Below are 15637 nucleotides of genomic sequence, written 5' to 3' on the forward strand. Positions count from 1 at the left end.
TATCTCTATAAATTAAATTGTTAATTTTAAATATCAATATTATTGATCTTCACATAATATATGCAATTCTAATAATACTCTTTGCCGATATCAATTTTAGGGCGATCATTTGCTATTCTCCAAGCGTTGGTATCACGCAAAGAATAAATACAACCACAAAATTCTTGCTTATAAAAATGCTCTTCTTTAGCAATTTCATAAATACGACTTGCCCCACCATTTTTACGCCAATTATAAGTCCAATAAGTTACTCCATCGTAATGAGACGCAGCTCTAATTCCTGATTCATTAATTTGTGTTATATCTTTCCATCGAGAAATACCAAGAGAACTAGTAATCACTTTAAAACCATTTTCATAAGCATATAAAGCTGTGCGCTCAAAACGCATATCAAAACACATTGTGCAACGTTTACCTCTCTCATGTTCAAACTCCATCCCTTTAGCCCTTCTAAACCAATTTTGCGGATCATAATCTGCATCAATAAATTCTATATTATGCTTCTTTGCAAACTTAATATTTTCATTTTTACGAAGCTCATATTCTTTTTTAGGATGAATATTAGGGTTATAGAAAAAAAGCGTATATTCAATGCTACTATCTATCATCTTTTCCATTATAGGACCTACACAAGGAGCACAACAACAATGTAGTAAAACCTTACTTTCACCGTTAGGTATTTCAAACACTTCACTCATATCTATACCTAATTTACTAGATTTTTCTTATATGTTTCTTTATAGAATTTTAGGATTATAGAAGATAACAAGGCAAGTGCAATTAAATAATATGAAATAGCATAATTATCGCCAGTAATTCTTGTTAGAATCATTGCAACCATTGGAGCAGTACCACCAAATATAGCAGCTGCAAGGTTGTATGAAAGTGCAACACCTGTAAATCTTACTCTAGTCGGGAATATCTCAACTAAAACCGTTGGGATAGGTCCCATATAAGTAGCTATAATTCCAGCAAATATTACTTGAGAGATTATAGCTAAAGTAATATTCATGGATCCTAAGGCTACAAAAATAGGATAAACTAATAAAATTAACAAGATAATCGCACATATTAATACAGGACGCCGCCCAACCTTATCTGAAACATACGCAGATATAGGAAATACTATCATCATTACGATTAATATTATACTATTTACAATACTGCTTTGTTGATTACTATAACCAAGTATTTGCATAAAATTACCGATAAAAACCGTTGAAGTATAAAAAGGAGCAGTTACTGTAATATAAAGACCAAGTGCAATCATGAGTTCTTTTGGATATTGAGTTAATGTTTCGCGTAAAGGGAAACGTGCTAACCGTCCCTTATCTTTAGCTTTTTTATAAATAGGACTTTCTGCTAAATTTTTTCTGATATATAAACCTATAGAACCAATAAATAATCCTAAGATAAAAGGTACTCTCCATCCCCATTCAAATAGAATATCAGCAGACATAAAATAAGAAAAACCGGACGCAGTTAATAGCCCAAGCAGCATCCCAGCACACATACTAACAAACGAAGCACTTCCTGCAAGCCCTCTCTTCTCAATCGAAGCATGCTCGACTATATATGAAATACATCCACTAAACTCACCTCCAAGAGAAAAACCTTGGATAAGCCTAATAATAATTAAAATAATTGGAGCAGCAATTCCAATAGTGTTATAACTCGGTAATAACCCTATTCCGACAGTTGGTACTGTCATAGTTATAATACTAATAACTAAAGCTGCACGTCTACCTAATCTATCTCCAATATTACCAAAAATAATACCACCGAGTGGCCGCACTATAAAACCTGCAGCAAATACAGCAAAAGTTAAGGTATCACGCATTTCAGAATTAGGAAAAAAATGCTGCCCTATAATATAGGCAAATTGTGCATATAATGCAAAATCAAACCACTCAGCAGCATTACCTATCATTCCCGATATGATTATTTTTCTCATTCAGTTATTTTATTTATTTTAAAAAGATAATAAAAGGAATATTGTACATTCTCAAGTAAAATCCAAACAAAATAAGAGAGTAGATACACAAGGATTAACTTAAAAAATAAGTTGTCTCTATGGACAGAGCATATAATTTAACATTCAGTATCCAATAATTTACAAAGACGATATAGCAAATTTTTAAAATTCTATTTTAGTAAATCCTATCTATGTTTTTTTTATTATTAACCACTTTTTTAATTAATTTAGAATTTATTGTAGGAGTGACAACTGTAATATTGTTTTTAATTTTTTTTCTTTTTTCTTGAGATAAAAGATTTTCTTTATTATTTTGTAATGTTTTCATAAACTTTTCTATATTACTTTGTTCTAGCTTTATTACATTATCATTATTTAAAATTAATTCTCCAATTTTTTCTCCGAGTGCAGGTGCATATCGGATAGCAAAAATTGATGTCGGTACAACTATGATAGAAAAAGCTGCTCCCGCAGTTGCAACACTAATTGCTCCGACTAATAAAGCACAAACAGCACCTACAATTTTCCCTGTTGTTTGTTTAAAAATATTACATTTTTGTGTAAATGCTAAAGACATATCTAATATTTTAGAAAATTCTTGTTTTATACAGATTGTTGATTGATCAATATCATTATATTTTTTCATTGCATACATTACAGACATCTTAAATAATTTTTTGTGCGACTCCGCATAATTTATTATTTTGTCAAAATTCTTCTCCTTTAAAAGCGTCTTAAATATATTTGTAATTTTTTCTTTTTCAGCACTCGTTATTTTTTCATCTGCAAAATAAACTTCTACAAGATTTGTTGCTATTATATTTTGTGATTGTTCTAAAATATTATCTTTATTTTGCTCATTTTCGTATTCATAAATCATTATCGCAAACAGCTCTAATGCTACAGAAAAATTATCATCATTAATAACACGCATACCTAAATAACTTTTTAGTCTAGCGACACATGTTTTAATATATTTTTCAGCTTCCGGCTTAGAATTTAGTCTTAGCGTATAATCTATAGCAAGCATATTTGCAATAGTAGAGCAAGTAGATTCAGTCAGATTATTAACAAAATTATTAACAATATCTTTTTTAAATAAATTAGTATTTACATTATTAAGTACTATTGCATTATTCATTTTAGTAATTTACTTTGAGGATAATTCTCTTATATATAATATCAATTTAGTATAAATAAGATGAGGAGCGTGATTTACTGAAAGTTTATATATATTCTTAGGTGTTAATACTTCTTCATTACGCACTCGTACAAAAGATATAAGAGTATTAGGAGGCATATAAGAATAAATTTCAGAGAAGATTTTTAGAAAAGTCAAGAAGTCTGCACATGCATATTTTATATTTATACTATAATTATTGACATGAATCGATCCATTTTCGCCTTCAATTACCTGCACATTATTTTTAAAAAATACTGAATTTATAGAAACATCTATAGGATCTACTAAATTATATTTATTACCTAAGCTTTTTATTCTAGGGATTAATTCTTGATAATTGAAGCGCCTTACACTATTTGGTACACTTAAAGCTACATACTTTTTGTAAGATTCTAATATTTCTTCTTTAGAGTTAATGACAGAATAAAGCTTTAAAACCTCTTCTGTCAAATTCTCTTGTGCAGCTTGTTTATCAAGAATAGACTTACTGTATTCTTGCTGGAAATTTTTTATTATCCAAATAGTTAAAAAAATAAAGAAGAAATATATAATAAATTGAAAGAATATAAGATTCTTTAAATACATAATATATTTTTCAAACATTACTTTTACCTTGAGTTATTGAGTAAGACTTTCATTCACGTGGCAATAAGAATCAAAAATTTATTTTGTCATACTGTGGATTTACCATTAGACCCAAGTAAAATACTAATAGTTTTAGTATTTTATTGTTTTACTGGACACAGTGGATAAGATAAATTGTGACACTTACGTCTTATAATCAACTACATTAACAGATAAAGGAATCACTAACTTACCGAATATATCAAGTATTTTATCCTTATATATGACATAATCTATCTGAAAATGAGATAATTTATTTTTTACGTTTTGCATATGATCATCTAACAGCTTAAGTGATTCATCTATTGATAGATTATTAGTATGATATTTAAGTATTAATTTGATTATTAACTGTCTCTTAGAAATTAATAAAATATTATCTATATTTGTTAATTCCCATTTAATTTCCTCTAATTTAAAAGCTGGATTTAAATTAATTATGAGCATTTCAAGCAAATCAAATGGCAACGGTACAGGCGTTTCTAGTAATTTTTCTATTACATATAAATCAGCTAGACTGGTAGTGTTTTTAATATAAGGATATTTATATTTTATACTATCATATTCTTGATTTGTTGCATAATATTTTTCATTAATAGAATTAATATCTTTATAATTCTGTTTTGTATTATATTTGATAATACAAACTACTGATAGTAATATTATAAGTAGTGCAGTATATAATTTAAATGTCAAATCTTTTATAGTTACTAGTTTTTTTATTAATTTTAAATTATTATTGTAAGCTGGAAAACTCTTATATTCTAGAAACAACCTACTAATATTAGCATCTATAAATCTTTCTTTTTCTAAAGTTTGTTTGTTTAATATATTATCAACCGGTATAAAGATTACATTGCGATCTTCAAAATTTGTTGATTCTAATAAAGATTTTAACTCATCATCTACTATAAGAATTACACAAACTCTTTGATCAAGATTACTTATATAGTTTTTAAATAATATAAAGAAATCATGAATTTCTTGTTCTATAATACCTTGAACATAGTTAGTTGTTTTGTCAAATGGATAATCAAGATTTCTAATTGTTATTATATTATTTTTATGTTTGATAATAAATTTTATACCACTAGTTTGTGATACATATACACACACTTGAAAATAATCGTTATATTTATCATTTTGTATATTCTGAACGATTTTATTTATAATAACTTTTAGCTCTAATGTTAAAAAGTAAATTCCTTTTAAATTAAGCGATCTTTTATCTATAATGCATGAAATGATATCACTTAAAGGGGCTTCAAATGGACACGACATAATTAAAGTCGACCAAATTTCACTTGGTTTTGTACTAATTTCGTAAACACAATGTGATATAATGTCTTCTTTATTAAAATAACCTTCAATAAATTGTTCAATAGGATCAATTTTAACTATTGATTGTAATATAGGTATATGATCATACCGCGCCTTACATTCACTACCATCAAGTAAACAATAAACATCGCTTTTTGGAAATTTACTCAAAAAGTTTTTATATGGCGTTAAATCTACCTGTCCATGATTAGGAATAAATAATTGATCTAATAATTTATTATTAAGAAAAGTACTAAGAAATACACCTTTATTACCTAATAACACTACTATCTTTTCTCTTTTAAAAGAAAATATTTTTAATATAGTAATAAAATATAGTTTAATCGCATCAAAAATATTTTTCATAAATAAATTTATTTTAATCATAATTCAGTGTATTTTACTATACTGGACATCGTTTCTGCATGGGTATACAAACCGTCATTGCAAATATCAGTAGGAAGCTGCGGCAATATCAGAACTTTGATACGAGATTGTGCCGTCACAATTTTCAATTTTTCCAGCTCATGACGAACATACTCCAGTTAGAATGAAATAACATTAAATAATATATCTTACTATGACTAAATTTACCACTGAAGAAGTTAGAAGTAAATTTATAACTTACTTTAAAGCAAATAATCATACTCATGTACCAGCTAGTTCTTTAATTCCGGACAATGACCCTAGTTTAATGTTTGTTAATTCCGGAATGGTACAATTCAAAAACGTTTTTACAGGACAAGAAAAAAGATCTTATAATAAAGCAGTAACTAGTCAAAAATCTCTTAGAGCCGGAGGCAAACATAACGACCTTGAACATGTCGGTTATACAGCAAGACATCATACCTTTTTTGAAATGCTAGGTAATTTTTCATTTGGTGACTATTTTAAAGAACAAGCAATATATTACACTTGGGATTTATTAACTAAAGAATTTGAACTGCCAAAAGATAAGCTTTATGTAACAATTTACCATACTGATGATACAGCGGCTTCTTATTGGGAAAAAATATCAGGCTTGAGGGATGATCGTATAATAAAAATTAAAACAAATGATAATTTTTGGTCTATGGGCGATACTGGTCCTTGTGGGCCTTGTTCTGAAATTTTTTACGATCACGGAGAAGAAATATATGGTGGGCTTCCAGGTACTAAAGATGAAGACTGTGATAGATTTATCGAGATTTGGAATATGGTATTTATGCAATATGAACAAATCAATAAAGAGACTAGAATAGAGTTACCAAAAAAATCAATCGATACCGGTATGGGCCTTGAGCGTATGACTGCAGTATTACAGCATGTTAACAACAATTATGACATAGATTTATTTCAAGAAATAATTAATTTTACTGAAAATATAGTAAAAGTAAAAGTAGATGGAGAAGCTAAATTTTCTTACCGAGTTATAGCAGATCACTTGCGAGCAAGTAGCTTTTTAATAGCTGATGGCATTATCCCTTCAAATGAGGGACGTGGTTACGTACTCCGTCGAATTATGAGACGAGCTATGCGTCATGCTCATATGCTGGGAGCAAAAGAGCCGTTAATGTATAAATTATTACCAAAACTTGTTGATTTAATGGGCAATATTTATCCTGAACTTAAGATAGCAGAAGGCTTTATAAGTAGCATTCTAGAACAAGAAGAAATTAGGTTTAAAACTACTTTAGAACGTGGATTAAAACTCCTTACAGAAGAAACAAAAACATTAACAAAAGGCAATAAATTATCAGGAGAAGTGGCGTTTAAATTATATGATACATATGGATTCCCACTTGATTTAACCGAAGATATTCTCAAAAACCGCGATATTGCCGTTGACCATAAAGGGTTCGAAGAGTTAATGCTGATACAAAAAGAACGTGCTAGAACATCTTGGCTTGGTTCAGGTGAGTCAAAAACTGATCAATTGTGGTTTGATATCAAGGAGCAATACGGTAGCACGGAATTTTTAGGATATACACTTAATGAAGCAAAATGTAAAATAATTGCATTAATTAAAAACAATAATTTAGCTGATACTATTCAGGAAGTAGATACACAATTTTTGTTAATCGCTAATCAAACTCCTTTTTACGGAGAATCTGGTGGCCAAATGGGTGACATTGGAATGATATTTTCGCAAGATTCTGAGGTAGAAGTAATAGATACTTTAAAATATTTACGCTCTATTATAGTACATAAATGTATTTTGAAAAAGGGGAAGATTAACATAGGAGAAAATGCTAATTTTAATATAGACATAAAATATAGGAAGAATTTAAGAATTCATCACTCTGCAACACATATATTACATGCAGTACTACATAAAATTCTTGGTAAACAAGTGATACAAAAAGGTTCATTAGTCACTTCTACTTATTTACGCTTTGATATTAATCATTCTAAAGCCATAACCAACGAAGAAATCACGTTAATTGAAGATAAGGTAAATGAGATTATAAGAAACAATCATGAAGTAAATACTACAGTTATGTTTACTGAAGATGCTATTAAGCAAGGAGCTATTGCACTATTCGGCGAGAAATACGACTCCGAAGTAAGAGTAGTTAAAATAGGGGAAACTTCTTTAGAATTATGCTGCGGTACACATGTTAAACGTACCGGCGATATTGGCGCTTTTAAAATTATAAGCGAAAGCTCTATAGCAGCAGGTGTTCGTAGAATTGAAGCGGTTTGTGGTGAGTTCGTAATTAAATTAATAAGAGAAAAAGATAATTTAATTAAATTAATAGAAAGCAGTGTAAAAACTAATAAAAATGAGCTTATTACCAAAGTAACAAATATTTTAGAGCGTAACAAAGAGCTTGAGAAAGAATTAGAAAAAGCTCATTTAGCTGGTTTAGATTTAAGTATAGAGCAAATTAAAAAGCAAGCTGAACAAATAGCAGGAATAAAGCTATTGTATAAAAAAGTAGGGAATATAAACAATAAAATATTACGTCAAGCTGCTGAAAATCTAACACAAAAACTAGAAAATTTAATAGTGGTATATATCGCACATGGGGTTGGTAAATTATCCATTACGGTTGCAGTGAGTAAAGCTATAACGGATAAATTTAATGCAGGTATAATTGCAAAAGAACTTTCTTTATTCTTAGGCGGAAGCGGTGGAGGTGGAAAAGCAAGCATTGCTCAATCTGGAGGCAATGATATAGTTAACTTAACTAACATCAATAAAAAATTATTGAGCTTAATAGTAACATAAGATACCTGCCCTTTATTATTATATCATCTAATAAATTGATCACGAGTTCTAAAAAATATTAAAATTGTATTTTTTTGAATCTCACGATTAAGGTTCGGGATGATAAAGAGGTGAAATTTACTGTTCCACACTGCCTTATATTATAACGTTTAATCGCCTAAGTACTTTACTATTTATTATTAGCAGAAAAATCTAATACCTTATCATGATTGCTGTAATGATTACAATTTATGAAAAAAAATTTCTGCTTGAGAATTTTTATAAATTAGATTTATAAATAAAAGTGTATAACAAAAATTGTTTGTAAACATTTAATTCCATTGATACTTGTTAGCTTTTTCTACTGATATATTCAGAAATTTTCTGCAAAATAATTTCAAATATATTGTATACAAAATAAGAAGAATCTTATTAAATGATCAGTTTTATAATTACTAACAATTTTATTTTATAACATCTAATATCTTGCTTGTACTATTTAGCACAATCTACAGAAATTTTATGTTGTTTTTCGTTAATTAATTGATTATTCTGCTTGTTCTTTATTATTTTGTAATACTTAGTTTGATTATCTTTTAAAGATCCCACAATATGATTAAGAGCAACTATAGTTTTTCTCCTGCAATCAAAGAAGCATTTATAGTATTAAGAATTTCTACTATTATTGAGTATTTGCATTCAAATTCATCACACAACAATATAGCACTATCGAAGCTTTGTTATAAGATTAAAATTTTTTATATATTTGGATATCTTTAATTTTAATTCTTTTTTGTCAACACTTCCATGCTTTATTAGAAATATGCTTTATTTAACAAAATATCTTAATAATTTAACTTAGACAATAATTAAGAAAGCAATGTATTCACATCAATTAAGATTAGTATGTTAAAGTTATGTAGTTAACATAACAATTGTTTCTGATTCTTTGTTATGATTATGTTCATATGATACAAATAAAAATGCATCACTCATTGCTTGAAATTTGAAAAAATATTTTATATATGATCAGAAGATCATACAATAAATTAAGGTATAACTGTTCTTGACACTTGAACTAATGAATAGTACATTACTGTATATTAACTTTAAAAATAATTGACATCTAAAAATATTTCAATTAATCCAATTTTCCTGTCTACTTTTCTACAGTTATACTTCTTTATCTGAATTTTAAAAAACAAAATCATTGTCAAACATAGAAAATATTAACTATTGTATTTGACAAGTGAAGTGTAGAATTAATTATCCTACACTTATTTAGTTTGTCTTGCGATAACACAGCTACTGTTATAGTAGCACTAAAAATTATAAGATAAATTCTTTTTAAAAAAATTAATACTCTGCTTTTATAAAATAAAGTCCGAATGCAGGAGCGGTAGGACCAGCTACCTTTCTATCTTTTGCATCTAAAACATTTTTAATTTGCTCTACTTGCCAAATATTTTTACCAACAAGTACTAAACTACCGACAATATTACGTACCATATAATGTAAAAATGATGGAGCTGAGAGATATAATTTTATTTCTTCGTATTCTTTAATAATGTTAATTTCAGTTAAAGTTTTTATAGGTGATTTTGATTGACATGAACTAGACCTAAATGAAGTAAAATCATGTTTACCTAATAGATAAGTAGCAGCTTGCTGCATTGCTAGAACATCTAAAGGTGCACTAATCCACCATACTCTATTTAAATCAATTACAGATGGATAAGTTCTATTAACAATTCTATATATATAATGCCGTGAAGTGGCTGAAAATCTAGCATGGAAATTATTGGAGACCAATTCACAATTCCATACTCCTACAGCATACGGTCTTACGAAATAGTTAATAGCTTTAATAATTTTGTAAGGTTCTAAATATTTTGAAAGATCAAAATGTGCTATTTGACCTATAGCATGTACACCAGCATCAGTTCTCCCTGATCCAAACAATGTTACCTGTTCACCTGAAAATTTATAAATCGCTTCTTCCAATATCTGCTGTACCGACAGCACTCCTGCTTGTCTTTGCCATCCTGAAAAATGCGTTCCTAAGTATTCAATTGTAATTTTATATCGATACATAATATCTCACTGTCATCCTATGACTTTACCATTAGACCTAAGAATGCCTGCTATGATACAATGTCCATAATAAAACCACATGAGTATATAAGTATTATCATGCTTCTAGTAAATCTGATGGATTACCATCACCACGTTTTCCACCGTTTCTAAAACTATTAAGTTTTTTTGATCTAATGGGATGTTGTAACTTTCTTAAAGCCTTTGACTCAATTTGTCTTATACGTTCTCTAGTTACTTTAAATTGTTGTCCTACTTCTTCTAATGTATGGTCAGTATTCATACCTATACCGAAACGCATTCTCAGTACTCTTTCTTCACGAGGCGTGAGTGTCGCAAGTACTCTAGTGGTAACTTCTCGTAAATTTGACTGAATTGCTGCATCAATCGGTGCTACTGCATTCTTATCTTCGATAAAATCACCTAATTGACCACCATCACTATCATCACCCACTGGATTCTCAAGACTTATAGGTTCTTTAGCTATTTTCATAACTTTACGCACTTTATCAAGTGGCATTGAAAGACGGTTAGCAATTTCTGTTGCTGTTGGTTCATATCCAAGCTCATTAAGCATTTGTCTTGAAGTACGAAGTATCTTATTAATTGTTTCAATCATATGCACAGGAATACGTATAGTCCTTGCTTGATCTGCAATTGCTCTTGTTATAGCTTGTCTAATCCACCAAGTGGCATAAGTAGAAAATTTATAACCGCGACGATATTCAAATTTATCTACTGCTTTCATAAGTCCTATATTACCTTCTTGGATTAAATCTAAAAACTGTAGGCCTCTATTAGCATATTTTTTCGCAATCGATATAACTAAACGCAAATTTGCTTCTATCATATCTTTTTTTGCTTGCAGCGTTTGTCTCTCACTTTTTTGTATAGTATTTACTAGTTTTTTAAAATCATTAACTAAAAGACCAGTATTAGATTCTATAACTGATAATTCATTAATCATTTGATCTATATAATCTGATTCTTTAGTAATTAACTCTTTCCAAGCAACTTTTTTATTTTTGAGCATTTTTTCTTTCCATGCTGCATTGATAACCGATCCTATATACTCATCAAGGAAATTTTGACGTGTGACTCCGTATTTTTCAGCAAGTTTTAAAAAAGCTGTTTCTTTATTAATTAAATCACGATTTATTCCATACATTTTACCTAAAATCTCTTCCGTTCTTTTAGAATTAAAATGTATTTCCGAAACCTCATGTATTAATAACTCTAAATTATTATTATATTTTCTACTATTTTGCAAAACTTTCGGATCAAAAGATTCTTCATAACATTTCTTAGCTTCAATGAGCAGCTCTTCACATATAAAAGAAATCTTTTTCATACGATCTATTATATTATGCAATATTTGCGTTTCTACTCTAGACATAGATAAGTGATTATCCTCATGCTCTTCTACTTCAGTTTCACTATTATGTTCTTCATCATTTTCGTGCACTTCATCATGTAACATGTTAGCTTCTAAATCGATCAGATCACGTAGTAACATTTTTTCATTAACTAAATCTTCATACCATACTATAAAACAACGCATAGCAACAGGGCTTCTGCATAAGGAAGCAGTCATTGTTTTGCGTCCCTCCTCAATCCTTTTTGCTATTTCTACTTCATTTTCACGAGTTAAAAGATCAACACCTCCCATATCCTTAAGATATAATCTCACAGGGTCATCAGTACTACCTATATTTTCTTCCTCTACTTCATCCTCAGATTCATTATCAACATTAGTAGATAGCTTAAATTCTTCATCAATTCCGATATCAAGCTTAATTTCATCATCTTCATTAGATTCTAAAATATCTACTCCTGCATCAGAAAATTTTAATATAGCTTCTTCTAATTGCCTTATTGAAGGATTTTTATTAAGAGGGAGAGCTTTGTTTATATCATCATAAGTGACCGGTATCTTTTTAGATTTAGCTTTTCTAAGTAAACTATCTATTTTCGCTGGATCATTGTCTATATTGCTATTGCTCATTAAATACCTATATGCTTTTTGCTTTTAAGTTATCGTCTGATTAATAAAAGATTCGTTTAACACTTGAAGCTCATTTACAATCTTTAGAATTTCTTTTTTATATAATAAAACTTTTTCAAAGTCATGATTACCATTTATGCTAATAGCGTATTCTTGTTGTAAATTTATTAGATAATATTTCTTATACAGCCACTGCCATAATAAATCTAGTCTGATATTATTTTTATTAAATGAGATATCTAAAAACAAATTATCAGCTTTTGATAATAATAAAAAAATATCAAAAAAGCTAGTTTTTTCCACAATTGCAGTAATTTCACTTTCTTCTACTTTATTATCTATAATCTCATTTAAGTACCAATTACGAAATTCTTCAAGCGATTTATTATTAAAGTTTAAATTTAAGATGAAATCCCTAATATCTTTTTCTGCAAGCATTATAGGAAACTTAATTAACAAAGCACAAAAAGCATGCTCTAGCATTTCAAGCTCCGAATAGCAGTGACTTGAAGCTATAAGAGATGAATTGAAGTTCTGAGTTATAATTTTCTTCTGCTTTATGACTAAATTTTGCCATATTTGATCCTTAAAAAACCTGTAATAACTTGCTTTTAAATTACTATCTGATATTTTATTGCAGTAATCTTTTAAATTTTTCTCTAAATTAGCTTTTTCTTCTGCAGTTTTAAAATTCTTGCCACTATATTCAATATACCAAATCATTTCTGACAAGCTTATTCTTTTATCTATAAGCTTTGCAAAAAAATCAGCACCGTTTTTATTTACTACATCATCAGGATCAAGTCCACTTGGTAATCTAATAAAAGAAATTTTCTTTTCACTATTAACAAGCGGTAATGCTAAGTTAATAGTTCTTATACTAGCTTTTATTCCTGCATTATCACCGTCAAGACATAATATAATTTCATCACAAGCACGCCATAATTTGTGTAAGTGATTCTCAGTAACACTAGTACCAAGACTCGCAACCACTTCACTAAAACCTGCTTGATGTAGTGCTATAACATCAAAATAACCTTCTACTAAAATCGAGCGATTTTTTTTATAGCTACTGCTTATCGCTTTATGCTCACCGTATAGAGTATCGTTTTTTTGAAATACTATAGTTTCATATGAATTTAAATATTTAGGTAACCCGTTCCCTAATACTCTAGCACCAAAACCTACAATTTTATTGTAAATATTTCTAATTGGAATAGTAATACGATTAGAAAATAAATTATATATTTCACCATTTTTGCGCTTGCCAATTAAACCTGCTTGACCAAGCGTTGTAATATCTATCTTCTTATCAAGAAAAAATTTTGCAAATTTATTATTTCTTGGAGAAAAACCTATTGAGAATTCTTTTATTGTCGTTTCAGTAATATTTCTTTGATTTAAATAATTTAGTATTTCAGGAGTTAACTGCGTTCTAAAAAATTTATTAGCAAGCTCTAAAATATTTAAAATATTATCAGATTCTTCATAAAATTCTTTCTGTTTTACAGTTAATTTCGGTATCTCTATACCATAATCGTTTGCAAGCTTTATAGCAGATTCATTATAAGATAGACCACTAATATTAGAAGTAAATTTTATAACATCACCAGATGCTTTACAGCCAAAACAATAGAAAAATCTCTTACTATCACTAACAGTAAAAGATGGTGTCTTTTCTTGATGAAAAGGACATAAGCCTACATAATTACTAGATTTTCTAGTTAAAGCTAATTTTTGTCTTACTACATCAGATATGTTAATGCGATTTCTTAAAAGCTCATAAAATTCCTGTGTAACTCTCATTATATTATGTAGGAGAAAATAGTAGTCGATAAACAATAAGAAAACGGTATAGATAAATTATCATTAATTCTTAAATCGTTTGAATAAAATTCAGCTGCCGTAGCACCTATACAGCTTATAATGATAATAATAAAACTTGTATTATATCCTAAATAGAAATAAACTAATATACTTATAAAAAGCGCAGAAACGAAAAAAGTAAAAGAACCAGCTATTGATTTACCATTACTCAAACTGTTTCCTATTTTAATACCGACAAGAGCCGCTAAACAATCTGAAATAATTAAAATCAACCACGAACAAATAACTAAATTTTTATGAAAAAGAATAGAAGTTAAGAAAAAACCTAACATCATAAAACTAATACCGCTTAAAGCAAAAGACCCGTTATTTTCCTTTAATCTTATAATTTTTGAAAAAAATCGAGTTACAAATTTTCTAATTTTTGCATTATTATGGCGCATTACATCTAAATATAATGTAATAGCAGTGACTATAAATAATAGTAATACAATAGCGATTCTTGGGATAAATAAATAAAACATCGGGAATATTATAGCTGATATGTGAAAAATTTTACGCTTTTTCTCAAAGTCAAAATCTGCGATTTCCATAAAATTACTAATTTGTTGCTATATAAAAATAACACTACAGTTTTCATCACGTGATTTATATTTACGAGATCTAGTTTATACGAATTTTTGTATTTTAATTGTTATCTGGATACTTCGACAATACAAAGTATACAGTCAATCACAATGTATCTAGGAAACACTAAATAATTCAAAAGGCTTATTTGACAAATTTAATTATTACAAATATACTTGCTAAAATCAATTTTATTGAAAATAGTATACTAAAATTACTAAATTTATACAATATATTTATGAATACAAAATTTCCTATCACCGCTAAAGGTTTTAAAAAATTAGAACACGAGCTTAAACATTTAAAACACGTAGAACGTAAAAAAATTAGTGAAGATATAGCAGAAGCACGAGAACATGGAGATTTATCCGAGAATGCAGAATATGAAGCAGCGCGTGAAAAACAAGCATTTATAGAAGGGCGTATTAAAGAGCTTGAAGATATGACGGCAAGAGCGGAAATTATTGATATTTGTAAATTATCGGGGGATAACATAAAATTTGGAGCTACTGTTACTTTGATCGACGACGATACTGAAGAAGAAGTAACATATGTTATTGTAGGAGAATATGAAGCCGATATAACTAAAAAAAGAGTTTCAATCGCTTCTCCTATAGCAAAAGCTTTAATTGGAAAATCAGTGGGTGATTTTGTAGAAGTCATAACACCAAAAGGATTAAAATCATACGAAGTAGTTACCGTTGAATATAAAGAGCTGGATTTATAATGAACTTTAATGTCACAACATCATTTATTCATGTGATGATATGGTGGTATTCATTTATAAAA

11 protein-coding genes are annotated in these 15637 nt (G+C 28.6%); 2 read left to right on the forward strand and 9 right to left on the reverse strand.

The window, feature by feature from the left end; all coding sequences use genetic code 11:
- Positions 1 to 68 precede the first annotated feature (68 nt).
- The 5 genes from RT_RS04130 to RT_RS04150 form a co-directional block, all read right to left on the reverse strand.
- On the reverse strand, positions 69 to 698 hold the full coding sequence (locus RT_RS04130; protein WP_011191268.1) for an epoxyqueuosine reductase QueH: 630 nt from the start codon (positions 696 to 698) through the stop codon (positions 69 to 71).
- An 8-nt stretch (positions 699 to 706) separates the two neighbouring features.
- Positions 707 to 1954 (reverse strand): metabolite/H+ symporter, encoded by a 1248-nt coding sequence (locus RT_RS04135; protein ID WP_011191269.1) that lies wholly within the window; start codon positions 1952 to 1954, stop codon positions 707 to 709.
- Between the two features lie 196 nt (positions 1955 to 2150).
- On the reverse strand, positions 2151 to 3116 hold the full coding sequence (locus RT_RS04140) for an RP853 family protein (protein ID WP_011191270.1): 966 nt from the start codon (positions 3114 to 3116) through the stop codon (positions 2151 to 2153).
- A gap of 9 nt (positions 3117 to 3125) precedes the next feature.
- On the reverse strand, positions 3126 to 3761 hold the full coding sequence (locus RT_RS04145) for a hypothetical protein (protein WP_011191271.1): 636 nt from the start codon (positions 3759 to 3761) through the stop codon (positions 3126 to 3128).
- Between the two features lie 165 nt (positions 3762 to 3926).
- Entirely contained in the window at positions 3927 to 5489 is a 1563-nt protein-coding gene (locus tag RT_RS04150; protein ID WP_011191272.1) for a hypothetical protein, read from the reverse strand.
- Between the two features lie 193 nt (positions 5490 to 5682).
- Between RT_RS04150 and alaS the strand changes: the two genes are divergently transcribed.
- Complete coding sequence (alaS, locus tag RT_RS04155) at positions 5683 to 8316, forward strand: alanine--tRNA ligase (RefSeq protein WP_011191273.1); 2634 nt, start codon at positions 5683 to 5685, stop codon at positions 8314 to 8316.
- Positions 8317 to 9651: 1335 nt separating this feature from the next.
- Here the strand turns inward: alaS and truA are convergent.
- From truA to RT_RS04175, 4 genes are all read right to left on the reverse strand, one after another.
- Positions 9652 to 10389: a tRNA pseudouridine(38-40) synthase TruA gene (gene truA, locus RT_RS04160; protein ID WP_011191274.1), complete on the reverse strand. Its 738-nt coding sequence runs from the start codon at positions 10387 to 10389 to the stop codon at positions 9652 to 9654.
- 97 nt (positions 10390 to 10486) lie between these two features.
- Positions 10487 to 12394 (reverse strand): RNA polymerase sigma factor RpoD, encoded by a 1908-nt coding sequence (gene rpoD, locus RT_RS04165; RefSeq protein WP_011191275.1) that lies wholly within the window; start codon positions 12392 to 12394, stop codon positions 10487 to 10489.
- Between the two features lie 24 nt (positions 12395 to 12418).
- A complete protein-coding gene (dnaG, locus tag RT_RS04170) occupies positions 12419 to 14200 on the reverse strand; it encodes a DNA primase (RefSeq protein ID WP_011191276.1) in 1782 nt (593 codons plus the stop codon).
- Positions 14200 to 14814 (reverse strand): diacylglycerol/polyprenol kinase family protein, encoded by a 615-nt coding sequence (locus tag RT_RS04175; protein ID WP_011191277.1) that lies wholly within the window; start codon positions 14812 to 14814, stop codon positions 14200 to 14202. Before RT_RS04175 ends, dnaG begins: the two co-directional genes overlap by 1 nt.
- 272 nt (positions 14815 to 15086) lie before the next feature.
- Between RT_RS04175 and greA the strand changes: the two genes are divergently transcribed.
- Positions 15087 to 15575: a transcription elongation factor GreA gene (greA, locus tag RT_RS04180; RefSeq protein ID WP_011191278.1), complete on the forward strand. Its 489-nt coding sequence runs from the start codon at positions 15087 to 15089 to the stop codon at positions 15573 to 15575.
- Positions 15576 to 15637: the final 62 nt, after the last annotated feature.

Source organism: Rickettsia typhi str. Wilmington (genome assembly GCF_000008045.1).
GTDB classification, from domain to species: Bacteria; Pseudomonadota; Alphaproteobacteria; order Rickettsiales; family Rickettsiaceae; genus Rickettsia; species Rickettsia typhi.